This window comes from Marinobacterium sp. MBR-111 (genome assembly GCF_040547585.1).
Taxonomy (GTDB): Bacteria; Pseudomonadota; Gammaproteobacteria; order Pseudomonadales; family Balneatricaceae; genus Marinobacterium; species Marinobacterium iners.
In genome coordinates, this window is sequence record NZ_JBEPQA010000022.1 from 41,344 (window position 1) to 66,045 (window position 24,702).

A 24,702-nucleotide genomic window follows, 5' to 3' on the forward strand; every position below is an offset into this window, starting at 1 on the left:
GTCCGAGTGAGTCTGCCTTCGTTCACCCAAGGTTCATATCTGTCTGCTTTATAATGCACTCCGTTAATCTCTAACGTTGCCTATCTGCAACAAGCCTATCCTGGAAGGATGACCACTTTGCCCTGGCATACCCATTCTCTCAAGCAGCTGGTTCTGCTCGCCTTCTTTCTGGCAGCGGTACCATTGGCGGTGCTGGTATACCAGTCAGGCAATGCGCTGGTTACACAGTCAGCGCAGGCACGCCTGCTGGCGAGAGAAATGCTGGAAAGCAGCCAGCGTAATGAACAGCTACGCACTCTGACCGAAGATATCATTCGCGCTGCACGGCAGTACGATATCGTCAACCGTGCCGAGGTACGCCAGCGGCTGGAACAGAATCTGAATGATTATGCCGCCTTGCTGGATCTGGCTGACAGTTCTGCGGCTCCCACCCTGCCACGATCCGATCTGCACCAGTTGCTGACTGAGCTGCGAGGGCTGTCCACACTCGAACAACCACCCCGTTTTGCCAGTGGCCGCCTGGAGCAGCTGATGCATGAAACTCAGCAGCTGATCAGGGCGAGTGATGCCGGCTTCAATGACAGGCTTGAATTGCTGGAGCAGCGCGTACAACAGGAGCAGCTTCGTACCGGCTGGTTTGCCGTACTGCTTATTGCCACGTCCACGGCCCTGATTCTGTTTTTCAGCGGGCGAATCAACCGCCCGGTACAACAGCTGATTCGCCATATTCGCAACATCGGCGAGGGTGAACGCACACCGCAGGCTGATCTCAGCGGTCCTGAAGAACTGGCACAGGTAAACACCCAGCTGAACTGGCTGGCGCAACATCTCGAATCACTGGAGCAGGACAAGGTACGATTCCTGCAGCATGTGTCACATGAGCTCAAGACTCCCCTGACAACGCTGCGAGAAGGCGCAGATCTGTTGGCAGAAGAGCTGGCCGGGCCGCTTACTGCCGACCAGCACGAAATCATCCAACTGCTGCAACAGAACAGCCTGACGCTACAGGAACTCATCGAGCAACTGCTCGACTATAACCGCCTGCAGCAACCGGGACAGGTCCAGCTGGAGAATGTGGTGATACCACCGCTGGTGCAGCGTATAATGAGGCCTTTCAAGCTGCAAATCGAGCAAAAGCAGCTGCAGGTCAGTACCCGTTTCGAGTTCGAGAGCTGCCACACCGATGCCCAGATGTTACAGCGAGTTCTGTCCAATCTGATCTCAAATGCCGTGCATTATTCAGACCAACAGGGCACTTTATCGATTTCAGCCTGTCGCAATGGCAACGCACTCGAACTAAAAGTTGCCAATAGCGGCCCTCTGATACCGAACGAGGATGTTCCAATGCTGTTCGAGCCCTTCTATCAGGGCAAAAATCGTCGCCGCGGGCCCTTGAAAGGCTCAGGTATTGGGCTGAGCATTGCACAGCAGGCCAGCCGGGCGCTGGGAGCGAAGCTGGTGTTGAGTGAAAATGAAAATGCACGGGTAGCCTTCACCCTGACGCTGCCGCCTGAGGATGCCTGAACCATGTTATCGCGAGCCTTAGCTGCGCTGCTTCCACTTTTGTTGCTGACAGGTTGCCTGCCAACACTGCCATCCGACTCGGGCGTCGAGTCGAGTTCAAACATGGCGCAGAAATGCCATATTGATAACGATCAGCTGCTTGGTTGGTTAAAATATGAACATCGTTATACTTCGTCTACACTTAACGACAAACAACAGCTACTGATCGACGCAGAAGCAAGACAGCCAAAAACTCTCTACCCTCTGTTACTGAGCACACCCGGACAGTCTCCACAGCATGTAGCCCGGGCTCTGGAAATGCTCACAGCACTACAGCTGCAACCTGTCGAGGTTGACTGCGGTGCCGATCAGTTTCTGCAGCTGCGTTTGCGCCAACTGCAACAGCAGCTGAATACCCTGCAACAGCTTGAACAACTGGAGCTGGACAATCAGAAACTCAAGCGTCAGGTCGATGCCCTGACGGATTTGGAACGACAAATAACGCGACAGCGTGAGGAGCACTGACAGATGACGTCAACCCCCCGTATCCTGCTGGTCGATGACGATACCGCCCTGCTGCGCCTGCTTGAAATGCGCCTGCAGGCGTCGGGCTACGACATCAGCTGTGCCGAAAGCGGCGAAGAAGCCCTGGAGATGATTCGCCAGCACAGCTTTGACCTGGTTCTTACCGATCTGCGGATGGATGGCATGGATGGCCTGATGCTCTTCTCCTGCATCCAGCAGGAGCAGCCAGACTTGCCCGTGATCATTATCACCGCCCACGGATCCATCCCTGAGGCTGTGGAAGCAACTCAGAAAGGCGTATTCGGCTTCCTGTCAAAACCCATCGACAAGGACCATTTGCTTGATACCGTTCGTGCGGCACTTAACACGTCTCAGCGTCACCGTGACCAAAGCTGGCGCGCGGGTATCATCAGCCACAGCGCACGTATGGAGCAGCTGCTGGATCAAGCTCAGCGTGTAGCGGCTTCTGATGTAAGCGTACTGATAACCGGCCCCAGTGGGAGCGGCAAGGAGCTGGTTGCCCGTGCGATCCATCAGGCCAGCGCTCGTGCGGACCAACCGTTCATTGCCATCAATTGTGGCGCTCTGCCCGAGCAACTGCTGGAGTCCGAACTGTTTGGCCACACCAAAGGTGCGTTCACCGGTGCGGTTAACCAACACGAAGGCTTGTTCCGTGCGGCACAGGGCGGCACCCTGTTTCTGGATGAGATCGGTGATATGCCGGTAGCACTGCAGGTAAAACTGTTGCGCGTACTGCAGGATCGAACCATCCGCCCGGTTGGCTCGACCCAGAGCACGCCGGTAGACGTACGTATCATCTCAGCGACTCACCGCGATCTCGAAGCCGCGATGCTGAGCCAAGAGTTCCGTGAGGATCTCTATTACCGTCTCAATGTGGTCAACCTGGAACTGCCGCCACTGCGCGAGCGGCCCGAAGACATCCCGCTGCTGGCTCGTCATTTCCTTACCCAGGCAGCTCATAAACACAACCGCAAGGTTCGTGGCATCTCTCCCGGTGCGCTTCATCTGCTTGCCCAAGCGGCTTGGCCAGGCAACGTCCGTCAGTTGGAAAACGTGATGGAGCAGGTGGTTGCCCTGAGCCCTTCCCCCATCATTCCCGAAGGGTTGATATCCAAGGCACTGACCAATCAGGAGCGTGTCATTCCTTCGTTCAATGAAGCGCGCGCTGACTTTGAGCGACGCTATCTGATCAAGGTGCTGCAGATTACGGAGGGCAATGTCACCCATGCTGCCCGTATTGCCCAACGCAACCGGACCGACTTCTACAAGCTGCTGAACAAGCACCAGCTGGAAGCGGCTCAGTTCAAGGCTGATGCCAAGGCTGCTTTGGCCGCTCAACAGGAAGCCCTGAAACAGGCTACCGAGCAGCGCAAAGTCGGCTGACCCTGCCGAACTCGGCACAAAAAAACCGCGCTTGCTTTTGGTAGGCGCGGTTTTTTGTGTTTGAATGCGCCGTTTATCGGCCCAGCATCTCCAGCGCCTTGTCGGTCAAGTCAATAACATCCAGTACCGTACCGCGGCCCTTAACAACGCGCACCACGCTGTCGCCCAACAGAATCAACTCGGCCGCTTCAGAATCGTATCCGAGCCGCTCAAGATAATGCCGCGGCAGACGCTCGCCTCTGCGATAGAGATCCGAGTCCAGCACTTCACCCTGACGCACCTTGTCACGCCACCCCGGCGGCAGCTCGCCCCCGCGGGCAAGTTTTTTCTGCAAACCCGGTGGCAAGGACTTCATCCTGCCCGGTTCAGAACGAACACCATAGCGCTCTTCCAGCACCTGGTCGCGCAGCAAGCGCCGCTCACGCTCGGACAGGGGTAAAAAACCGTCAACTCGGTCATCAGAGCGACGTTCATCACGTTGCTGAGGTTGATGTACCCGCTCGGGCCACTCCTTCTGAGGTTTCCCATCAGGTCCTGCCCAGGAAGGCTTGTCTGCCATAGTCGGCATAGATATCAGGCAGGCTGACAGTATCAAGGTCAGTTTTTTCATGGCTACCTCTGGTCTTCAGAAGTCCTTCCGGACCGGTGTTGGATTTTATTGCCCATTTTTATAGTATCGCTGTGCCTTTTATTCCCTGTAGACGAGTTTCTAATGTCCTCTCTCCCCAGCCTCAATGAAGCCTTGGCATTAATGAACCAGCAAGCTTTTGCCGCTGCCCGTTCCATCTGCCAGCAGCACCTTGCTCACAAGCCCGACGACTTCAACGCTCGCCACCTGCTGGGACTGATTCAGCTCAAGTCCGGCAATGCCATTGCCGCCTGCCGGGAACTGCAACGTGCAAGCGAGTTACCCGTACAGGCGCGCTTTAAGGCTCAGGCTCTCAGCAATCTCTCACTCGCATTGCAGGCAAGGGGCCGATCTGAAGACGCGTACAGGGCAATAGAGCACGCCATCACCCTGCTGCCCGATGAATCGGCATTCCAGCTCAACCGACTCGCCCTGCTGGAACAGCTTGGACGCTGGCAGACAATTGAGCAGCTTTTCACAGTTCAGCCTCAACTTATGCACTACACCGATGCCCGGCTGACCCTTGCAGTAGCGCTGCGCCACCAGCATAAAAGCCCTGAAGCTCTGAATCTGCTGCAAACCCTGTTGGTATCACCTGACTTCAGTATAGAAGCCGAATCTGAATGGGCCTTGAACCTTTGCCTGTGCCAACAAAGTGACAGGCTGTTGGCGCAGTTGCGCCAGCAGGATTGCTCACCGACACGGCTGTTGGAGCTGGCGGATTACATTGCCGAAGAAAGCGACCCTGAGGTGGCTGTTCAGTTATACGAAGAAGTGGTTAAGCAGCAACCTGATAACGCTCATGCACAGCATATGTTGAATGCAGCGGGCGGGTACTGTTCTGCCGAAGCACCAAAGGGTTATGTGCAGGCGCTGTACGATACCCACGCCGAAGAGTTTGAAAATCGTTTGCAAAAACGGCTTGAATATCGCGCCCCCCAACTGCTGGCCGAGCTGCTGACACAACTGATTGAGCCCGACAATGCAGATCTTGAGATGCTGGACTTGGGGTGTGGCACAGGTCTGTGTGGACAGGCCCTGAAAGCGGTACTGCCGATTCATCGGCTATATGGCTGTGACCTGTCGCACAGCATGCTTGAGTTGGCTGCCGCCAAAAAGTGCTATGACCAGCTCGAATGCCACGATCTACAGAGTGCGCTGGCACAATCAGGCCCGGTTGATCTGATTACCGCCACCGATGTACTGATCTACACCGGCGACCTGCACCCCGTTTGTCAGGCAGCCGCCAGAGCCCTGCGAGCGGGTGGCCACTTTGCCTTTACCGTTGAAGCGGCCGAAGATGATCAGGCGGTCAGTCTCCAATCATCGGGGCGCTTCCGCCACAGCCAGTCTCATATTGAAGCGGCTGCAGCTGTTGCCGGGCTTCACGTGAAGTACTGCGCAACCTTTCCGCTGCGGCTGGAACATCAGCGGCAGCTGACCGGTCTAATGGTGGTGCTTGAGCGCCCGAGTCAGGCCGAGGGCAACAACGCCAGCAGTTGATCACACAGATTGCGCAACCGCTGCAGCTGGGCGCGCTTGCCCGCGGGTTCGGCAACGGCCGTTGCCGGCTGCTGGCGCAAAATACGTTCGCACAACAAACGCTGATCATCACAGCCAATGCCTGCCTGACCCCATAGAGGCAACGTCTGCTCCAGCAGCCAGCTCAGTGGCAGCAGGCTGCTCTCCAGCGTTCTCTGATCCTGAGCAAACCCCCTAAGGCGCTTCAGCGTGTCCAGGTCGGCAGCATCCGGTTGCCAGAGGCCGTCCAACAGCAACGTCAGGCGCTCAGGTTCAAGATCCTGCAGCGCTCCCGGCAGCCGCCGCAGGACACTCTGACCATACCAGTGTTGCGCCCTGGGCAGCCACTGCCTCACCTGATCGCTGACAGGCCGGACCACCAGCAGTGCATGGGTACCGGCAACCGGATCACGTTGCTCGCCCAGACGTACCGGCCGATAGCCACAGTGATGCCAAAAGGCCAACAAAGATTCTGAAGCCGCGAAACTTGCACCCAGATAGTCAACCCCGGCCGCGACCGCCATACATTCCAGTTCATTCAGCAGCTGAGCCCCCAGTCCCTGCTGTTGCAACAAAGGGTGCACAGCAATGCGCATAATACGCCAGGCTCGCCAGGAGGCCACCTCACCCCAGCCCTCCTGCGCGATCAGGGTTTGCGGCAACAGATGGCCTCGTGGCCGGCGCCGCCCCTCCCACACCGTCTGTGCCAGCGCATCCGGCAGCTCCCCCTCTTCTGCCACCAGCACACAGGCCAGCGGCTGTCCCTGCTGCATCAGGACATGGATCTGAAGGTTGGGGCTGTCGAGCAGAATCCGCAGATCTCCCGGCGTCGTTCGGTAGTGAGCCAGCAGCAGCAGAGCGAACAAATCACGCAGCAGTGCCGGGTCTTGACTCAATTGCGCCTGATCAATGGTTTCCAGCAGCAGTGATTGATCCGGAGATGGAAGGGGCTGTGTATCCACATCCAGCAACAGCATTCGATTACTCAGCTGCTCCAGAGGGTCAGGCCCGGCCCAGCGAATCGGTGTTTCAAGTCGATACTCTGCTGTATTGGGCCGGTGCAGCTCAAGGTGATGCCGAAAACGCAGAGCAAAACCCTGGCCATTGCCCTCATAGCCATGCAGAGTGGTGGAGAATACGATCCGCGGACAACAATTCAGCAGTTCAACCAATACGGGGGTTGGAATGGCGGCGGCTTCATCAACCAGCAGCAAGTCAGCCTGCACTGGCTGATGCAACAAATCGTCAGGGCTGGCAAACAGCAGCTGCGACATACAATCAGGCGCAAGCGCCTGCACCCGTTCAAACACGGCACCTGTCGCGGCACGAGAAGGGGCTGTCAGTATTACTCGCTTTCCCTGCTGCAACAGACGAGCAGCTGCTATTCCCAGAGCCGCACTCTTGCCCCGACCCCGGTCGGCTATCAGTACCAGTGCAGCACGACGCTGCTCAGCCACCGCCAGCACACGTTTTACAGCTTCAGCCTGATCCAGACTCAGACAGGGCTGCTCTGCAGGCTCAGGATCTGCCGTCTGAGGCAACCGAGGCCAAGTGGCTCCGGCTTCACTCCAGCACAGCAACTGATCACTGCCCTCAAGAATACTGCACAGGTACTGCAGAAAGTGACCTTTCATGTCAGCAGGGGTATGGGGTTCCACACACAGAGATGCATATTCAGGGTCATCATAGCCGCGCCATTGATCGGCAGCGGGTGTAAGCAGCAACAGCACGCCGCCCCCTCGGACAGTGCCACACAGCTGGCCAAAGGCATTGGGATTGAAACCGGCGTACGCATCAACAACGGCAAAGTCGAGCGTTGTACCCAGAACACGGTGCAGCTCAGCGGCTTTTAGGGAGGGAATGGCATGAGCAGCCGCAGTCAGTGGCTGTCCCAGCAGCACACCCTGACCAGAGCACAGGGCCGACAATGCAGTTTCAAGCTGGCGGTGACACCATGCCTGTTCACCCTGCACCCAGACCAGCAATCGTTGACGCGACTGTTTCAGCTGACGCTGCAGCCGCTCCAGCAGCGGCTGTGAGTTCATCCGTCAGTATAGGTCATGCTGGGAGTTGCGGGGTCTGTAGCCGCTTCGGCAGCATAGAACACCCCCGGTGCATCCTGCCTGGCTTCCTGCATTTTCTGTTCCAGATGTTGGCTGACCTTGCTGAGATTAAGATCGCCTCTTGGCTGATAGGTCTGAGCTACCAGCCAAACCGGCAGGTCAGGGTTGGACGAATTTTCCCGAATGTAGCGGTAGCAACGCTCGGTCAGTTGCTCGGCATGCTCATTGGTACAGGGCAGCACGGCCCCCAGGTCTGAGTTGGTTTCCCAGCCGATCAGGTCGCCCGGTCGAGACAGCTCTTCGCTCAACACCCGAATCACCTCCAGCAGGTGCTTACGCTTTGTGTGCTCGCCCAGGCTGATGCGCATCACGGTCAGAGGGGCAAACTCTCTCACTGCACGCCGACACTCCAGCGCCAGCATGTGCCGGAACCAGTTTTCGGTGGCGATACCGGTGTTGGGATCAAGTGCCAGCACCGGCTCCTGAGCGTACGTTACCGCAGCCGTCATACTGCGATTGCGCAGCATAAACAGCAGTGCAGCGGTACCAATCAGCAGCACAATTTGCAGTGCAACCACTCCTGCCCCGTATTCACCACCGGCCAGCAGCGCCAGTGTCAGCATGTTGAGCAGCAGCAACAGCACCACAAGATGGCGGCTGCGTCTAAGCTGCTGAACGAACATCGAGTCCATGTTCCGAGTTCCTTGATCATCTCGATTTGTCACTCAGTAAAGCGACTTTTGACTCTCGATGCAATCGACTGCACCCGATCAACGTCGCTTCTGGTGCTTTTCCCGGTTTTCCTGCCGTGCCTGCTCGCTTTTTCGCAGCATCAAATACACCGCGCCGGTACCGCCATGATGCGACGGAGCCGAGTGAAATGCCATGACCTGCTCCAGTTCAGGCAGCCACTGATTAAGGTAGGTTTTTAACTGATTGGCATGCTCATCCGAGCGCCGCGCACGCCCCTGTTGAATCAATACACACCGAATATTCAGCTCAGCACTCTGGCGTACAAAACCCGCCACTTCATCACGCGCCTGGGCAAGTGTGCAGTGCTGAAGATTCAAACAGGCATCCGTGCTGTAACGGCCAAGGCGCAGATTTCGAAACACACCCTCCTGTACCCCATCACGCTTCCAGCTGATCGGATCAGCCGGATGCAACCATTCCAGCGGCGCCAAAGTCAGCCCCTCGGGGGCACCTTCAGCCAGCTGACGTCGAATGCTTTTGTTCGGGTCAACACGCAAGGGGCGAACGGCAGCATGGTCACGCGTGGTATCGGCATAATGGTGTCGACTGACACCCTCAGCCAGCATCTGCTGCATGAATTCATCGTGGTTATCAGATCGCATGACGAACCCTCCTCTCAACAGCCGGGCACTTCAGCCCTGCAGCTGCCAATTGTGACAGCAGCCGCAACAAAATTGAACGCTTTTACCGAATCCGCTTCTCATCTATGGTTAGATAAAGCCTCAGCAGGAGTATGACCGATGCAGCGCTTCATGATCGCCTTGATCATTGTGATATTAAGTACGGCTGTGTACCTGTTTCTACAGCCAGACACCTCCACACCCGCACCACGCCCTGACCAGCCGCCTGAAGTGTCGGAACAAACCCGCTCGGAAGCACAGGCTCATATTGATAGCCTGACCCGCCAGGCATCCTCGGACGTGATCGAGATGGACAAGGCACGCCATTTTGTTACCGGCGAACAGCTGCTTAGCCTTCCGCACAGAGAGGCGCTCAAGGCCGAACAAGAGACGTTGGAGCAGGACGGCAACGCCAGCAGCTTCGCCGTGGATATGCCTGCGCGTTCTGCAGGCAGCACCAGCCAGCCTGCACCTGAACTGGCACTTGACCGTCTGAGACTGCAGGAGCTGCTGCAAGACCCTGACCGTTCGGCCAACGAGGTGTTCTATATCCACGCTGTTCAGCCCGCCGACCGACATGGCCTGTGGGGAATCATGCGCCAGGGACTGATCGAAACCTTTGCCCGCGGCATTCGCGTCAATGACCGTTCTCGCGTCCTGAGTGTTGCCATTCCTGAAGATGCGGACACGCTGCAGGAAGACCGCAGCAGTTCATGGCTGGGGCGGTTGCTGCACGACAAGGTTGAGCAGACCTGGGTCTACAACCACCAGCAGGGACTGCTGGGACAGAACCCTGATGTGATTCACCCCGGCCAACAGCTGGTGATCGTGCGTTTCAGCGAAGACGAACTGATCAGCATCTATAACCATTTCAGTGAGTCCACACGCTGAGGCGGTGGACTCCTGCCGCCGAAGTGCGTACAATTATGACCTTATTTCAGGAAGGCGGCACCTGAGCAACACACTCCCGCGGCTTTCCTCCTCTTCTATGACCCAGGTAATACTCACAGCATGTCCAACACTGAAACCAGCCCCGCCAGCTTTGGCGATTTGGGACTGTCCGCTCCTATTCTCAACGCTCTGACTGACGTTGGCTACGAAACCCCTTCGCCGATTCAGGCCAGGAGTATCCCGCCGCTGCTGGAGGGACGGGACCTGCTTGGCATGGCTCAGACCGGTACCGGCAAGACCGCCGCATTTGCATTGCCGCTGCTGCAGCGTATTGACGCAGCCGCCACTCACCCTCAGGTTCTGATTCTGGCACCGACCCGTGAGCTGGCTCTGCAGGTTGCGACTGCCTGTGAGAAATACGCCCACCATCTGCCTGGGCTGCGTACCCTGTCGATCTACGGTGGACAGGGTTACGACACCCAGATCCGTGGCCTGCGCCGTGGCGCCCAGATCATCATCGGCACCCCGGGGCGCGTGATGGACCATATCCGTCGCGGCACGCTGCAGCTGGACAAGCTGCAGGCACTGGTTCTCGACGAAGCTGACGAAATGCTCCGCATGGGCTTCATCGACGATGTGGAGTGGGTACTGCAGCACACACCGGCACAGCGTCAAATCGCGTTGTTCTCGGCCACCATGCCGCAAGCGATCCGCAACATCGCGGAAAACTACCTGAACAACCCGGCCGTAATCAAAATCCAGTCACAGACGGCAACGGCCAGCACCATTCGCCAGCGCGTGTGGACGGTTCGCGGCATGAGCAAGACTCAGGCCCTGACCCGCGTACTTGAAATGCATGAGCATGAAGCCGCTCTGGTGTTCGTACGCACCAAAACCTCAACCGAAAGCCTGGCGGATGAACTGACCCGTGCAGGTTTCCCGGCGGCTGCACTGCACGGCGATATCGCTCAGGTTCAGCGTGAACGCATCGTCAGCAAGCTGAAAAAAGGCGAGCTGGATGTAGTGATAGCTACTGACGTGGTTGCCCGTGGCCTGGACGTTGAGCGCATCAGCCACGTTATCAACTACGACATTCCGTACGATAACGAGTCCTATATCCACCGTATCGGCCGTACCGGTCGTGCCGGGCGCAACGGCGATGCCATTCTGTTCGTTGCACCGCGCGAGCAGCGTCTGCTCAAGCAGCTGGAGCGTACTACGCGCCAGCCGCTGGAAACGTTGCAGATGCCGAGCGCCAAGGAGATCAATGCGCTGCGCGCCGAACGTCTGCAGAAGAAGATTCTGGCCGCCGCCGAATCGGCCGACCTCAGCCAGTACCAGCCGGTGATCGATTCCCTGCAGCAGAATTCCGAACTGACTCACGAGCAGATGCTGGCCGCAACACTGGCGCTGATGCATAGTGACAAGCCGTTGTGGATGAACGAAAACGAACCCGATCCCAACCGGCCAGTACGTGAGCGCCCTGAGCGTGGCGAACGCCCTGAACGTGGCCGAGGCAAACCGGGTCGTAACGATCCTGTTGCCGAAGGCATGGAGCGCTACTGGATCGGCGTTGGTCACCTGCACGGCGTCAAGCCGGGCAATATTGTGGGTGCCGTTGCCAATGAAGCCAACCTGGAAAGCCGCCTGATCGGTCGTATCAACATCGCTGATGAGTTCAGCTGCATCGACCTGCCGGCCAACCTGAGCAGTGAGCAAATTCAGAAGCTCAAGCGTGCACGCGTGTGTGGCCAGAAACTGGACTTGCGCCCCTGGACCGATGCATCTGCTCCGCGCCGCTCACGCAGCAGTAACAGCAGCACCAGTAACAGCAACAAGCCATCACGCCGCGCCGCTCGCGCCAACTGATAGCCTGTAGAAAAAGAAAGGCTGCCTCCGCAACGGAGGCAGCCTCACAGGGCCGGAAAAGATTCCGGCTGATGGCCATACCCAGCGGGCATGGTGATAACGAGACACAGCAACCAACTTTCCTCCCAGTATAGTCAATCCGGTGGCCTAACAAGTCTGCCCGGCTCTATAATGCGTGAAACTTTTTCATTCAGGAGTATGTCATGACCACTCTGGGGACCCCTCTTTCCGCCACGGCCACCCGCGTATTGATGTGCGGTGGTGGTGAACTGGGCAAGGAAGTCGTGATCGAACTGCAGCGCCTCGGGGTTGAAGTGATTGTGGTAGACCGTTATGCCAACGCGCCCGCGATGCAGGTCGCTCACCGCTCGCATGTCATCTCCATGCTGGACGGCGCTGCTCTCCGTGCTGTCATCGAGCAGGAAAAGCCTCACCTGATCGTGCCCGAAATCGAGGCCATCGCCACCGACACTCTGGCCGAACTGGAGCAGGAAGGGTTCACTGTCATCCCGACCGCCCGCGCTACTCAGCTCACCATGAACCGCGAAGGCATTCGCCGCCTTGCTGCAGAAGAACTTGGCCTTGCCACTTCTCCCTATCGATTTGCCGGCACACTGGAAGAGTTCCGCCAGGCGGTAACGGAAATCGGTCTGCCCTGCGTGGTCAAACCGATCATGAGTTCATCCGGCAAGGGCCAGAGCACCCTGCGTGAAACGGATCAGATCGAGGCCGCCTGGCACTACGCCCAGGAAGGCGGTCGCGCCGGCGGTGGTCGTGTCATTGTGGAAGGCTTTGTCGAGTTCGATTATGAAATCACTCTGCTGACGGTACGTCATATCGGCGGCACCAGTTTCTGCGAGCCGATTGGCCATATTCAGGTGGATGGTGACTATCGCGAATCCTGGCAGCCACAGGCAATGACAGATTCTGCACTGAAAGCCGCACAGACGGTTGCCGAGCAAGTAACCGGAGCACTGGGTGGACATGGTCTGTTCGGGGTGGAGCTGTTCATCCGCGGTGACGAGGTGTTGTTCAGTGAAGTTTCGCCGCGTCCGCATGATACCGGCATGGTGACACTGATTTCGCAGGACCTGTCCGAGTTTGCGCTGCATGCCCGCGCCATACTTGGCTTGCCGATTCCGGTGATCCGCCAGCATGGCCCATCGGCTTCAGCCGTCATCCTGCCACAGGGAGAATCCACTCAGACCAGTTTCGGCCATCTGCAGGCGGCATTGGCTGCACCGGATACCGACCTGCGCCTCTTCGGCAAGCCAGAGATTCATGGCCGCCGCCGCATGGGGGTTGCACTGGCCCGCGGTGAAAACGTTGAAGAAGCCCGCGAGAAAGCTCGCAACTGCGCCCAGAGCGTGCGTGTAGAGTTCTGATCAGGTATTCACCAGCGCCAGCTTTCGATTACGGGGCAGGCGCTTGAGTGCCGCCTCCCGTCTGTGGGCACTGCTGCGGTCGTGCCCCGATTCCTGCCAGACCAGTACCACCGGGCGCCGACAACGGGTATAGCGGGCACCACCAGCACGCTCGCCATTATGTTGTGCCAGCCGCCGTTGCGGGTCTGTGGTCACGCCCGTATATAGGCTGCCATCGGCACACCGCAGCATATAGACCCACCAGCCATCCTTTTCCTGATTCTCTTGCACCTGTACTTCCGAACCAAATTCGCCTGCTGCGGCTTATTGCCCCTGTTGCCGAAACGGACAGAGGCGTAGAATTCCGCTTTCTAACAATTCTGGGGGCTCGGTCAGACCGATGCAAACACTATTAATCACGATGGCAGGTATCGCCTTCCTGCTGATCGTGCTCGAAGATGTGGTGCACATCAACAAGGCGAAAACCACACTTTTCCTCGGCACACTTGCCTGGATACTACTGTTTCTGTTTCCTCAACACGGTGCCGATGCGGCCATGGTGCAGGAGCAGCTGAATGAAAATATTCTTGAAATCGCCAGCCTCTGGCTGTTCCTGATGGCCGCCATGACCTTTGTGGCCTTTCTCAACCATCAAGGCTTGATCGAAACCCTGATCTACAAGGTGTTGCCGCGCCGACTCAGCGAACGCAAGCTGATGTTTCTGGTAGCCGGTTTTGCCTTCTTCTTCTCGTCCCTGTCGGACAATATCACCGCCACATTGATCTCGATTGCACTGGTACTGTCGCTGCGAATGGAGGTAAAGAAAACAGTTCGCTTCGCTGTACTGGTGGTATTTGCGGTCAACTCGGGCGGTGTTGCCCTGATCACCGGCGATGTCACCACACTGATGATCTTCATGCAGCACAAGGTGGAAATTGACGACCTGCTCTGGCTCAGCTTGCCGGCACTGACCAGCGTACTGCTGCTGGCCACGTTGCTGTCACTCAAGCTTAAGGGCGAAGTCGAAATCATTCCCTCTCCACGCCGTGATGACCGGGTGGGCAAGATGATCGCCATGATCTTTCTGCTCACCATTTTTTCTACCATTATCCTCAACGTGATCGCGGGGGTACCACCGCTGCTGACCTTCCTGTTCGGCCTGTCGATCATGTTTCTGGTGGGTCGCCTCTGCTATGAGGAAGACGAGCGTGAGAGTCTGCTCGACTACATCCGTGTCATCGAATTCGATACCCTGCTGTTCTTCCTCGGCATTCTGCTGTTGGTCGGCATGATGAAAGAGATCGGTGTGCTGGATTCGCTGGTGCGGGTGTACGAGGTGATGCCGACTACAGCGGCCAACTACGTCATGGGACTACTGTCCTCACTGGTGGACAACGTGCCGCTGACCGCCGCATTGCTTAAGTCTGAAATCGCCATGAGTACTGCCAGCTGGCTGACGCTGACCTACGCGGTGGGCGTGGGCGGCTCATTGCTGGTAATCGGCTCGGCAGCTGGAATCGTGGCCATGAGCAAGGTGGAAGCGATCACCTTTATCAGCTTCATGCGTTATTCGGGGTTGATTCTGATCGCATACAGTGTGGGATTTGCTGGCAGCTATCTGGTCGGTCAGATGCTGCACAGCTGATGTCAGTCCGGCGAGAACCGCTCAAATGCGGTTCTCGGCTTCCGCCGCACCAAACCAGGACAGCTGCGGCTGTAATGCCACCACTTCGCCAACTATCACCAACGAGGGTGCCGGCAGCTGCGCCGCAGCCTGCTGTGACACAATGGTGTTCAGCGTTCCGGTAAGAACACGCTGGTCCTGCGCTGTGCCTCTGGACACAATCGCAACCGGTGTATCAACAGACTTGCCATGGCGGACCAGGCCATCGCACAGCTTATCAAGCGTATGCAGCCCCATATAGAACACGATGGTTTGATTGGGATGCACCAGTTCGGCAAAATCCAGCTCAGAGGTGCGATTTTTCAGCTGGCCGGTGACGAACTTGACCGACTGAGCATAGTCACGATGGGTCAGCGGAATACCGGCATAGGTTGAACAAGCGCTGGCGGCGGTAATGCCGGGCACTACCTGAAAGGGAATGCCCTCCTGTTTCAACCGCTCCAGCTCTTCACCACCGCGACCGAAAATGAACGGATCACCGCCTTTCAGACGCACCACCCGCTTACCGGCACGGGCATGGTCAATCAGCAGCTGGTTAATTCCTTCCTGAGGTACTGCATGGTTGTCCCGCTGCTTGCCGACAAATACCAGATCGGCATCACGGCGACACAAGTCCAGCACGTCAGGCGAGACCAAACGGTCATACAGCACCACATCCGCCTGCTGCATCAGCCGCAACGCCTTGAAAGTCAGCAACTCAGGATCGCCGGGGCCGGCCCCCACCAGATACACTTCTCCTACCTGGTGCTGAGCATTCCCCTGCTCGATCTGCTGTTCAAGCAATGCTTCGGCAGCGCTATCCTGACCGGCAAATACCCGCTCTGCCACCTGTCCCTGCAGCACCGATTCCCAAAAGACTCGGCGTTCATTTACACTGCCAAAGCGTGCCTTCACCTTGTCACGAAAACGCCCTACCAGCTGACCCAGACGGCTGTAGCCGGTAGGTATCCAGGTTTCGAGCTTGGCGCGCAGCAGCCGTGCCAGCACGGGCGATTGACCACCGGAGCTGATGCCGATCACGATGGGTGAACGGTCAACGATGGCCGGAAACACGAAGGTGCAGAGCGCAGGACTGTCGACAACGTTGACCGGCACGTTCTGAGCTACAGCATCGTAATGCACACGTTCATTAAGCTGATCATCATCGGTAGCTGCCAGCACCAGCACCTTGCCGTCCAGCAGCTCAGGATGGTATTCGCCGATAATCACCAGCCCCCGATTGAGCTCCAGCAACGATTCCAGCTCTGGCAGGACACGGTGCGACACCAACGTAATGCGGGCTCCGGCGCGTACCAGAAGGCGCGCCTTGCGCAAGGCCACATCACCACCGCCAATCAGCAGCACGTCACGCTCGCGCAGGTCAAAAAACAGCGGCAGGTAATCCATCGCGGGGCTCCTCAATCAGGCCAATCTCTGCCCACAACTATAGCCAGAATCGATGGAATAAAAAATAAGTTTTTTATAACTTTATTGAAAAGCCCTGAGAATTCAGGGCTCCAGCGGAAAACGACGCTGCAGGTAAGCGACAATTTCGTCAGACTCGTACATCCATTCACTGTGGCCATCTTCATGATCAATGCGCAGGCAAGGCACTTTCATTTTACCGCCGCCATTGATCAAGTCCTGGCGGTGACGACCGTCGGCGCGTACGTCACGAAGCTCGATCGGCAGGTTCAGGCGACGCATGGCACGGCGCACCTTGACGCAAAACGGGCAGGTTGGCAGCTGATACAGAGAATGGCTGCCCAGCGCTTCTTCAACCTGCTGCTGGTGCTGCGGGGTGCGCTTGCCACGACGTGGCAAAGTCAGAAAATGCAGAGCCATAACAATCAGGCCCAGAATCCAGCGGACGGCTTTCATCGTGACATCGATTCCTGTTTAGAAGTGATGGCGCATATTACACCATTGACCGAGATCAAAAAACCGCCGTCGCCATTTGCCCCCTGTCAGCCACCCCGCGCTCCATGGTATTGTTAGCGCCTTTGAGACCACATTGACACCCCAGCGCAACCAGCGAAAGTGAAGCGTTACAGACTATGGCCCAAGCTGAATCCAAATCTACCGCCAGCACCGGTTTCCAATTCAAGAGTACCCGTGCGGCCCTGAACGAACTGATCCTGCTTGAATCAGACCCGGCTCTGCTGGCTCCCCAGCTGGCAGCCCACGCTGCACGCGTCCCGATGCTGTTCAACGGTATGCCGGTAGTACTGAATCTTCAGCAGCTACCACAGCTGCCCGGTGCAGCTGAGGTACAGACATTGATCGAGCTGTGCCGCGAACAGACACTCATGCCGGTAGGAATCAAGGCCGAACCAGGCAGCGCCACCGAACTCTGTGCGCAGCTGCAACTGGCTGACTTCAGCCTGCAGCGCCGGGTGGCGGAGCCGGCACCGGAGCCAGCCAATGAACCATCGCCCAGACAGCCCGCCGCAGAAGCTGAAACGGCACCAGAACCTGCTCCGCCCCGCGCCGCCAAAATCGTGACCACCCCGGTACGTTCCGGCCAGCAGATCTATGCTCGTGGCAGTGATCTGGTGATTCTTTCATCGGTGGGTGCCGGTGCCGAGGTGATGGCGGATGGCCATATTCATGTCTACGGCCCGCTTCGGGGTCGAGCCATGGCGGGGGTCAGTGGTGACGAAGACGCACGTATTTTCTGCCAGAGCCTTGAGGCCGAGCTGATCTCCATCGCCGGCTATTTCAAGACCAGCGAAGATCTGCAAACCGAGCATTGGCAGAAACCTGCTCAGGCATTGCTCAGCGGTTCACGACTGGATACAGTCGCACTTTAATTAACATCGATCCATTTACACGGACACACACGCATGGCTGAAATCATCGTAGTCACCTCAGGCAAGGGAGGCGTTGGCAAGACCACCAGCAGTGCCGCTATCGGTACCGGCCTTGCCCTGCGCGGATTCAAAACCGTTCTGATCGACTTTGACGTGGGTCTTCGCAACCTCGACCTGATCATGGGATGCGAGCGCCGCGTGGTCTACGACTTTGTCAACGTGATCAATCAGGAAGCCACCCTCAATCAGGCTCTGATCAAGGACAAGCGCACCGACAATCTGTTCATCCTGCCCGCTTCACAAACCCGTGACAAGGACGCGCTCAGCGTTGAAGGCGTGGAAACGGTATTGAACGAACTGGCCAAAACCTTTGACTACATCGTCTGCGACTCGCCTGCCGGTATCGAAAAAGGTGCCCAACTAGCACTCTATTTCGCCGATACCGCTGTTGTCGTCACCAACCCCGAAGTCAGCTCGGTACGTGACTCCGACCGCATTCTGGGTGTACTGCAGAGCAAGTCCCGCAAGGCCGAACAGGGTGGCAGTGTAAAAGAGCACTTGCTGCTGACTCGCTACAACCCGGGGCGGGTTATGGCGGGTGAAATGCTCAGCGTTGAAGACGTGAAAGACATTCTGGCGATCCCGCTGCTGGGTGTTATTCCAGAATCAGAAGCCGTGCTCAAGGCATCCAACCAGGGCGTTCCGGTTATCATGGACGACGATAGTGATGCCGGACAGGCCTATGACGATGCAATTGCACGCTTCCTCGGCGAGGACCGGGAGCACCGCTTCCTCGATGTACAGCGTAAAGGCTTCCTGAGCCGGGTATTTGGACGGAAGGGCTGATGGGTATTCTGAGTTATTTTCGACAAAAGAAGCAGTCTTCGGCCAGCGTTGCCAAAGAGCGGCTGCAGGTACTGGTCGCATACGAACGCTCGCAGCGCAGCCAGCCTGACTACTTGCCACAGATGCAGCAGGAAATTCTGGCCGTGATTGCCAAGTATGTGGATGTATCGCCGCAGGACGTACAGGTCAATCTGGATGAAGACTGCTCCATCCTGGAGCTGAACGTCACCCTGCCGGAAAAGAGCTGACGCCTGCACCTATCCTGGTTCGAACAAGCCCGCATCTGCGGGCTTTTTGTTCAGGGCTGTGAGCCACCATAGACCACAAACCAGGAGTTCAGTGTCCTGCCCGGATCGGCATAGCTGACCACTTCACCCTCTGGGGTCTTGATGCTGCCACCGGCGGCATTCACGATTGCGTGAGCCGCCGCCGTATCCCACAGCGAGGTCGGCCCCAGCCGCGGATACAGATCAGCGGCCCCTTCGGCCACCATGCACAGCTTGATCGAACAGCCCATGCGGGTCAGCGTAAAGTCACCCAGCGCTTCCATCCAGGCCAGCGTTTTCGGCCCCAGATGAGAACGGCTGCCCAGCACTCGCCAGAGCGTTCCGGGCTGATGTTCGGCCACCTGTATCGGCTGCCGTACCCCCACCGAATCCAGCTTGAAGGCACCCACACCCTCCGCTGCCAGCCAGGTCAGACCCAACGCCGGGGCGTGTACCACACCCAACACCGGCTGGCCCTGTTCGATCAGCGCGATATTGACGCTGAACTCGTCATTGCGCTTGATGAACTCCTTGGTGCCATCCAGCGGATCCACCAGCCAGTAACGACCTGCACAGTCGGGGCCGGAAAAAGCATCAACCGACTCCTCACTCAGCACCGGCATGGCCGGTTTCAGCTGTGCCAGGCAGTGCAGAATCACATCATTGGCTGCCATATCAGCCGCCGTCACCGGCGACTCATCCTGCTTTTGAGTCACATCAAACTCACCGGCGTAGACCTGCATGATCGCCTCGCCGGCCTCAAACGCAATCTGCTCCACCCGATCCAGCAGTCGTGCAAGCGGGAGTGGTTGCATGGGATTCCCCTTCGGTGTGCCTGTTGTCCATATTTATCTGCGTGAGCGCCGATGGCGTCTAGAGCAAAACCGCCTCTGCCCGTACCGTTGTGGCGTACAGTGCAACCAGCGAATAGTTCATGAATTCGGTACTGGTCGAAAGATAGTCTTTGGCCCAGAAACTGACCTTGTCAGAAAAGGCTTCAAGCCTTGCCGGCCCATCTTCCGCCTGTTGCAGCACCGTATTCAACGCCGGAAATTGACAGACGACCACCTCTGGCGAGTCCTGTACCTTACCCGCATCCGTAACCGCCAGCCGCAAAACGGAACATGAAGGCGCCCACTCCACCATGAAATAAAGCGACTCGTTTTTGACGTTCGCATCGAGACACGCTACCGCCCGCTCAAGTGCCGCTTCAACAACATCCTTCACGGCCGCATCGTCGACTTCCGTGGATTCGGCGGCGTGAAACACCAACCCGACCACCGACTCTTCCGCCACATAAGGATTCCGACCCTCACTCACGCTCCAGTTCACGCTCACACTTGCTCCTCGTCAGCTAGCCTACCGTGCAACTGTGTGCTGCGCCGATTTGGCCAATATATTCAATACGGGACAAAGCCCTTGTCCTATTTTTGTGTGCAGCATTCGGCACACACCGCATCATTTTAATTTATACAGGTACAGATATGGATATTCGATCAGCCAGCATGACTCTCGTAACGCCTGCCCTGGAAGAGACTCGCCACTTTTACGAAACGCATTTTAACGCACGTCCGGTCTTTGACTGTGGCTGGTATGTGGTACTGCGTCTTGGCACAACCGACTCTGATGTTGAACTCTGTATTATGCTACCGCAGGACGGCATGACCACGTTTACCGGTGGTGTGTGCCTTAATCTGAGGGTTTCTGACGCTGACAGCGTCCATGAACGTCTGCACCGAACCGCAGGACTACCCGTTGAGATACCACTTGAAGACCACCCATGGGGAGATCGCGGTTTTGGCCTCAAGGATCCGGCCGGAACCATGATCTATTGCTACCATCCAATTGCGCCAGATGAATCCTTTCAGCGTTTCATTCTCGATGATTAGAAATAATTGAAAACGCATCCGGTGACGCCAGGCCGATCCATTCGGCCCCTGGCTGCTGACGCAGTCTGGCCGGAGTGATTCCGAGCCAGCGACGCACGTCCCGGCACATATGTGCCTGATCAGCGTAACCATGAGCCAAAGCAATGTCTGCCAATGGCAGGTCCGACTGCACAATCGCAAGGCCAGCACGCCTTACTCGACCAAGCCCTTTCCAGAAGCGAGGTGATGCACCGGTAAGATCCAGAACCCCGCGACGGATACTGCGTTCGCTGCGGTGATGGCTAATGGATCGTCCCTCATTCAACTCCTGCAGGCAATCTGCCAGCCACTGTGGTGGCAGTTGCGCGTATTCCATTACCCCCAAAAGGCACTGCTGCATATCGGCCGGCTCTGCCTCATGGTCCAGCCTGGCGACAGCATCAAACAACGGCTGGTCACGATACTTTACACTCGCCTCAGTGCGCTCCCAGGGAAATGAAACCCCTGGCGCCAAACGTATCCCCACAAACCGAGTCTCGCCCTCACAAACCACATGTCTGGGGGTGGCATCCAGCCCTGTGCAGACAAAACTCACAGGCCTTCCATGAGAACTGATGGCAATCAAGTCGCGACAGCCGTCCGGCAGCACAGACATTTCCCCTTTGCCACACTGTACACTCCATTGATACATGATGCTGTCCATAGATTCTCTTAGCAGTAAGACTCAGCCATGTGCCAGCTTCAGCCCCACAATACCGGAACAGATCAGTCCAAGGCTGACCAGCCTGAGCGGCTCGGTGGAATCGCCAAACAGCAGCATGCCCATCAAGGCTGTACCGACAGCCCCGATACCGACCCACACCGCATAGGCAGTCCCTACCGGGAGGGAGCGCATGGCAATGCCGAGCAGCGCAAAACTCACCAGCAGTGAGACAACCGTCGCCACACTGGGCCAGAACCGAGTAAAGCCCTCGGTATATTTAAGGCCGATGGCCCAGCTAATTTCCAGCACGCCTGCCAGACACAGAATCAACCAGCTCATACAACACCTCTCTTGCGTAGGGCCGTCCCCAATGGAATGCAGAGAGGTGGGGTCGTCCCCACATCTGTTTGATATGTGCTGGCCATTATAAAGCGGACAATACCGTTTGCGAATCGCCCGCTAAAACGAGCCGTGGGCGAACCACATCCACAGCGCCATGGCGATCATCATCAGGTTTTCCGTTAGCGACACAAAGCCCAGAGGAACACTGTTCGCACCACCGACACAGGCGCATTTGAGCTCACGCTTATCAATGTAAACGGCCTTGAACACCGACATCGCACCCACGGTACCGATGAAAAGCGCAATCGGGATCGACACCCAGTTCAGCAGACCCCCTACCATCAGCACACCGGCCAGGCCCTCGGCGTAAGGATAAATATACCCATAGGGTACCCAGCGTCGCGCGAGCAGGTCGTAGTTGAGAAACATGGTGGAAAAGCTCTCGACATCCTGCAGCTTCAGCAATGCCAGAGCCACCATCGAAAGCGCAATAAACCACTCGACCGTTTGCACCGACATCAGGCTGCCATTCACCCCGATATTCAGGGCCAATGCGGTCAGAGCGGTCATCGCGAACAGTGCAGCCACCGGGCGATAGCTGGTGGCATCAGGGTCTGGCAGTGGCTTGCCCACATACTCGCGCACCTCTTCATAACCGCCAATGCGCTCACCGTTAATAAACGTCTGCGGCGTGGTATCCACATCATGTTCGGCCTTGAAGGCATCGGTTTCTTCACGCGAATTCAAATGATGGTCTTCAACATCGAATCCGGCCTGCCGCAAGGTATGCAGGGTCTTCCGCCCGAAGGGACACTGATGCTCGGGCGTCTTCATGCGGTATAGAACAGCGCGTTTCGCGTCCTTATTCATTTTCATCTCCTGCTGTTGCCAGTTTCAGGGAGACGCCTGGGCCCTGAACAGCATGCCAGGACCGAAAGGTTCAGCGCCTTTCACATGGCAAGCTAGCAGAAAATTCGGAAACGGGGGAAACGGGAGGCAACACGCGTGGGGTTCACAGGCACTCGGCACGCGCTACTGATCTGATGACTCAGCCGCCTCACGCAAACGCTCACGGCGCTGCTGGTCTTCCTGCAGCACCGCTTTTATCTCTTCCAGCACGGCATCCACATCGGAGTCGTCACCCTCATCCTCAAACTCACCGCTCAGTTCAGAATCCGGGGTCAACTCACCCTCCTCAAACAGCGCCCAGATTTCGTTCGCGTACTGTGTATTCAGCAAATCCGGCGCGTACTGGCCGTAATAACGGCGCATATTATTCACGTCGCGGGCGAACATGGCCTGAGCGCTGTTGTTGGAAGCGGCATTGACTGCCTGCGGCAGGTCGATGATGACCGGGCCGTAATCATCCACCAACACGTTGAACTCGGACAGGTCACCGTGCACTATACCCTCACACAGCATGAGCGTGATGTAATGCATCATCAGGGCATGATCTTCAATGGCCTGCTCTTCTGACATCGATACATCCGCCAGTCGCGGTGCGACATCGCCGGCATCGTCCGTAACCAGCTCCATCAACAGCACGCCATCAAAGCAACCATAGGTTTCAGGTACCCGTACACCGGCTCTTGCCAGTGTCGAGAGCGCGTTGATTTCGGCGTTCTGCCAGACCTCTTCCTGCTGCTTGCGCCCATAGTTTGAACGCTTCTCCATAGCGCGCGCCTGTCGTCCGCTGCGCACCTTGCGCCCTTCCTGATACTGCGCCGCCTTTTTAAAGCTGCGCTTGACCGCATCCTTGTAGACCTTGGCACAGCGAATGGTATCGCCACACCGAACAATGTAGATGTCGGCCTCTTTGCCGCTCATGAGGCGGCTGATGACTTCATCGATCAGACCATCATTGAAGAGAGGTTGTAAACGTGCGGGGATTTTCAAATAGCGCCTGCCGGTATTGGTCGGTAAAAAGTCTCATTGTACCGTTAAAGGGTCAACGGCCACCATGACCCTAAGCTGCTAAGCTTGTGACAGATGCCGTACCCAAGCTGGTTAAACACGGTTAAAGCTGACCTGTTGGTCGTCAATCTGGGTTGATGGCCGTAGTCGGACTGAAGCGATGGTCAGGCGTTCACTCGTGGAGCCACGGCGCATAACTCAACCCCACCAATACTCCCTCGGGGCTCATGAACCGGGCAACGGTCTGCCCCCAGGCTTCAGTACGGGCGGTATGAACGAATGCTTGCCCTTTCGCTTTCAACTCGTCCACCGCCGCCTCGACAGATGCCGCATCCGCCAGTTCAAATTCCACAGTGGCGGTCGGCACAGGAACCCCTTCGGGCCATTCATCCTGTCCAAAACAGGACTGAGCGGCCATAGCAAGCGGCCAGACACCAAAATGGTTCGCCCCGGGGAATTTATCCATGAAGCGATAATCGTCAATCTTCTCCAGCGGCAACCCCAGCAGTCCTTCATACAGCGAGGCACTTGCAGCAGGGTTCTGGGTTATCGTGGCAAATCCTGAAATGCATTTATTAACCCGGCGGAAATTTATGTCGACTATGCAGCATAGGCGATATGCTCTGCATCAAAGTATTTTTTCACTCGTTCAGGACGGCGTTGAAGCGTCAGCATGCATGATCGCGTGCGCTTCTTCAGATCGTCGACAGAGCGAGTAGCAGGCCCACTATGCACCATGCCTTTCAGGTCACAGTTGAGGTATTCATCCGGATTCAACTCCGGGGAGTAGGCTGGCAGGAAGAATACTTCCAGATAGCGTTTGACTGTCTTGCGCTCCAACCAGCGTTTGACGACCTTGGCATGGTGTACCCGCAAGTTATCCAGGATCAGAAAGACCTTGCCGGGCGTCGATTCGATCAGCGCGCGCAGAAATTTCTTCAGGACCTTGGCGGTCATGGTCGACTCATAGAGCATGAATCGTACAGTGCCCTGGTTGGTGATCGCCGAGATCATGTTGAGCGATACACGTTTGGCCGGCAGAGGCTGCACCGGTGTTTGTCCCTTTGGTGCATAGCTCCGACCGTGCTGGGTATTGTTTTTGATACCCGTCTCGTCACCCCAGAAAATCTGGGCATTCTCTGCTTT

The 24,702-nt window shown here is 57.1% G+C and carries 27 protein-coding genes; 12 read left to right on the forward strand and 15 right to left on the reverse strand.

Annotated features, from left to right (window positions below; genetic code table 11):
• The first annotated feature begins 117 nt into the window (after nt 1–117).
• The 3 genes from ABIE61_RS14365 to ABIE61_RS14375 are packed head-to-tail and all read left to right on the forward strand — an operon-like array spanning nt 118 to nt 3,432.
• On the forward strand, nt 118–1,524 hold the full coding sequence (locus tag ABIE61_RS14365) for a HAMP domain-containing sensor histidine kinase (protein ID WP_354410673.1): 1,407 nt from the start codon (nt 118–120) through the stop codon (nt 1,522–1,524).
• A 3-nt stretch (nt 1,525–1,527) separates the two neighbouring features.
• Complete coding sequence (locus tag ABIE61_RS14370; RefSeq protein WP_354410675.1) at nt 1,528–2,028, forward strand: hypothetical protein; 501 nt, start codon at nt 1,528–1,530, stop codon at nt 2,026–2,028.
• Between the two features lie 3 nt (nt 2,029–2,031).
• The gene (locus ABIE61_RS14375) at nt 2,032–3,432 is read left to right on the forward strand and encodes a sigma 54-interacting transcriptional regulator (RefSeq protein ID WP_091827587.1); all 1,401 of its coding nucleotides are present in this window, start codon (nt 2,032–2,034) and stop codon (nt 3,430–3,432) included.
• Nucleotides 3,433–3,505: 73 nt separating this feature from the next.
• On the opposite strand, the gene ABIE61_RS14380 is transcribed toward ABIE61_RS14375, so the two are convergent.
• Complete coding sequence (locus tag ABIE61_RS14380) at nt 3,506–4,042, reverse strand: hypothetical protein (protein WP_354410678.1); 537 nt, start codon at nt 4,040–4,042, stop codon at nt 3,506–3,508.
• Between the two features lie 102 nt (nt 4,043–4,144).
• Between ABIE61_RS14380 and ABIE61_RS14385 the strand changes: the two genes are divergently transcribed.
• Nucleotides 4,145–5,563 carry a methyltransferase gene (locus ABIE61_RS14385; protein ID WP_354410680.1) on the forward strand — a complete coding sequence of 473 codons (1,419 nt, stop codon included), beginning with the start codon at nt 4,145–4,147 and terminating at the stop codon, nt 5,561–5,563.
• On the opposite strand, the gene ABIE61_RS14390 is transcribed toward ABIE61_RS14385, so the two are convergent.
• From ABIE61_RS14390 to smrA, 3 genes are all read right to left on the reverse strand, one after another.
• Nucleotides 5,533–7,626: a tRNA(Met) cytidine acetyltransferase TmcA gene (locus ABIE61_RS14390; protein WP_354410683.1), complete on the reverse strand. Its 2,094-nt coding sequence runs from the start codon at nt 7,624–7,626 to the stop codon at nt 5,533–5,535. The genes ABIE61_RS14385 and ABIE61_RS14390 overlap by 31 nt on opposite strands.
• Nucleotides 7,623–8,336 carry a hypothetical protein gene (locus ABIE61_RS14395; RefSeq protein ID WP_091827583.1) on the reverse strand — a complete coding sequence of 238 codons (714 nt, stop codon included), beginning with the start codon at nt 8,334–8,336 and terminating at the stop codon, nt 7,623–7,625. Before ABIE61_RS14395 ends, ABIE61_RS14390 begins: the two co-directional genes overlap by 4 nt.
• Nucleotides 8,337–8,414: 78 nt before the next feature.
• Nucleotides 8,415–8,999 (reverse strand): DNA endonuclease SmrA, encoded by a 585-nt coding sequence (smrA, locus tag ABIE61_RS14400; protein ID WP_206841069.1) that lies wholly within the window; start codon nt 8,997–8,999, stop codon nt 8,415–8,417.
• Nucleotides 9,000–9,137: 138 nt separating this feature from the next.
• Here smrA and ABIE61_RS14405 point away from each other — a divergent pair, with 138 nt between their 5' ends.
• From ABIE61_RS14405 to purT, 3 genes are all read left to right on the forward strand, one after another.
• On the forward strand, nt 9,138–9,908 hold the full coding sequence (locus ABIE61_RS14405; RefSeq protein ID WP_091827581.1) for a hypothetical protein: 771 nt from the start codon (nt 9,138–9,140) through the stop codon (nt 9,906–9,908).
• A gap of 120 nt (nt 9,909–10,028) precedes the next feature.
• Nucleotides 10,029–11,777, forward strand: coding sequence for a DEAD/DEAH box helicase (locus ABIE61_RS14410; protein ID WP_206841065.1), 1,749 nt, complete (start codon nt 10,029–10,031; stop codon nt 11,775–11,777).
• Nucleotides 11,778–11,980: 203 nt separating this feature from the next.
• The gene (purT, locus tag ABIE61_RS14415) at nt 11,981–13,162 is read left to right on the forward strand and encodes a formate-dependent phosphoribosylglycinamide formyltransferase (protein ID WP_206841063.1); all 1,182 of its coding nucleotides are present in this window, start codon (nt 11,981–11,983) and stop codon (nt 13,160–13,162) included.
• Here the strand turns inward: purT and ABIE61_RS14420 are convergent, their stop codons facing one another.
• Entirely contained in the window at nt 13,163–13,432 is a 270-nt protein-coding gene (locus ABIE61_RS14420; RefSeq protein WP_354410687.1) for a GIY-YIG nuclease family protein, read from the reverse strand.
• Between the two features lie 109 nt (nt 13,433–13,541).
• On the opposite strand from ABIE61_RS14420, the gene nhaD reads away from it, so the two are divergent.
• Nucleotides 13,542–14,786, forward strand: a complete 1,245-nt coding sequence (gene nhaD / locus ABIE61_RS14425; protein WP_091827578.1) for a sodium:proton antiporter NhaD — start codon at nt 13,542–13,544, stop codon at nt 14,784–14,786.
• A 21-nt stretch (nt 14,787–14,807) separates the two neighbouring features.
• On the opposite strand, the gene cysG is transcribed toward nhaD, so the two are convergent.
• Entirely contained in the window at nt 14,808–16,211 is a 1,404-nt protein-coding gene (gene cysG / locus ABIE61_RS14430; protein ID WP_354410690.1) for a siroheme synthase CysG, read from the reverse strand.
• A 102-nt stretch (nt 16,212–16,313) separates the two neighbouring features.
• Nucleotides 16,314–16,685 carry a glutaredoxin family protein gene (locus ABIE61_RS14435; protein WP_354410693.1) on the reverse strand — a complete coding sequence of 124 codons (372 nt, stop codon included), beginning with the start codon at nt 16,683–16,685 and terminating at the stop codon, nt 16,314–16,316.
• A 176-nt stretch (nt 16,686–16,861) separates the two neighbouring features.
• Between ABIE61_RS14435 and minC the strand changes: the two genes are divergently transcribed.
• Genes minC through minE form a run of 3 tightly spaced genes read left to right on the forward strand, consistent with a single transcriptional unit; the run spans nt 16,862 to nt 18,711 of the window.
• Nucleotides 16,862–17,617, forward strand: coding sequence for a septum site-determining protein MinC (gene minC / locus ABIE61_RS14440; RefSeq protein ID WP_354410695.1), 756 nt, complete (start codon nt 16,862–16,864; stop codon nt 17,615–17,617).
• A gap of 33 nt (nt 17,618–17,650) precedes the next feature.
• On the forward strand, nt 17,651–18,463 hold the full coding sequence (gene minD, locus ABIE61_RS14445; RefSeq protein WP_091827574.1) for a septum site-determining protein MinD: 813 nt from the start codon (nt 17,651–17,653) through the stop codon (nt 18,461–18,463).
• Nucleotides 18,463–18,711, forward strand: a complete 249-nt coding sequence (gene minE, locus ABIE61_RS14450) for a cell division topological specificity factor MinE (RefSeq protein WP_091827573.1) — start codon at nt 18,463–18,465, stop codon at nt 18,709–18,711. Before minD ends, minE begins: the two co-directional genes overlap by 1 nt.
• A 50-nt stretch (nt 18,712–18,761) precedes the next feature.
• On the opposite strand, the gene cysQ is transcribed toward minE, so the two are convergent.
• Nucleotides 18,762–19,544, reverse strand: coding sequence for a 3'(2'),5'-bisphosphate nucleotidase CysQ (cysQ, locus tag ABIE61_RS14455; RefSeq protein ID WP_354410698.1), 783 nt, complete (start codon nt 19,542–19,544; stop codon nt 18,762–18,764).
• Nucleotides 19,545–19,602: 58 nt separating this feature from the next.
• Nucleotides 19,603–20,067 carry a hypothetical protein gene (locus ABIE61_RS14460; RefSeq protein ID WP_354410701.1) on the reverse strand — a complete coding sequence of 155 codons (465 nt, stop codon included), beginning with the start codon at nt 20,065–20,067 and terminating at the stop codon, nt 19,603–19,605.
• A gap of 146 nt (nt 20,068–20,213) precedes the next feature.
• Between ABIE61_RS14460 and ABIE61_RS14465 the strand changes: the two genes are divergently transcribed.
• Entirely contained in the window at nt 20,214–20,618 is a 405-nt protein-coding gene (locus tag ABIE61_RS14465) for a VOC family protein (RefSeq protein ID WP_354410704.1), read from the forward strand.
• Here the strand turns inward: ABIE61_RS14465 and ABIE61_RS14470 are convergent.
• The 6 genes from ABIE61_RS14470 to ABIE61_RS14495 form a co-directional block, all read right to left on the reverse strand.
• Nucleotides 20,602–21,300, reverse strand: a complete 699-nt coding sequence (locus ABIE61_RS14470; RefSeq protein WP_354410707.1) for an AraC family transcriptional regulator — start codon at nt 21,298–21,300, stop codon at nt 20,602–20,604. The two genes, ABIE61_RS14465 and ABIE61_RS14470, sit on opposite strands and share 17 nt — an antisense overlap.
• A 21-nt stretch (nt 21,301–21,321) precedes the next feature.
• Nucleotides 21,322–21,639 (reverse strand): quaternary ammonium compound efflux SMR transporter SugE, encoded by a 318-nt coding sequence (gene sugE, locus ABIE61_RS14475; RefSeq protein ID WP_354410709.1) that lies wholly within the window; start codon nt 21,637–21,639, stop codon nt 21,322–21,324.
• A 120-nt stretch (nt 21,640–21,759) separates the two neighbouring features.
• Nucleotides 21,760–22,512 (reverse strand): MauE/DoxX family redox-associated membrane protein, encoded by a 753-nt coding sequence (locus ABIE61_RS14480; RefSeq protein ID WP_502915060.1) that lies wholly within the window; start codon nt 22,510–22,512, stop codon nt 21,760–21,762.
• A 162-nt stretch (nt 22,513–22,674) separates the two neighbouring features.
• Nucleotides 22,675–23,538 carry a PA4780 family RIO1-like protein kinase gene (locus tag ABIE61_RS14485; RefSeq protein ID WP_206841045.1) on the reverse strand — a complete coding sequence of 288 codons (864 nt, stop codon included), beginning with the start codon at nt 23,536–23,538 and terminating at the stop codon, nt 22,675–22,677.
• A 190-nt stretch (nt 23,539–23,728) separates the two neighbouring features.
• Nucleotides 23,729–24,160, reverse strand: a complete 432-nt coding sequence (locus tag ABIE61_RS14490; RefSeq protein ID WP_354410718.1) for a VOC family protein — start codon at nt 24,158–24,160, stop codon at nt 23,729–23,731.
• Nucleotides 24,157–24,702: IS630 family transposase (locus ABIE61_RS14495; protein ID WP_354410715.1), on the reverse strand; the 546-nt coding region annotated here is incomplete at its 5' end. The genes ABIE61_RS14490 and ABIE61_RS14495, both read right to left, overlap by 4 nt.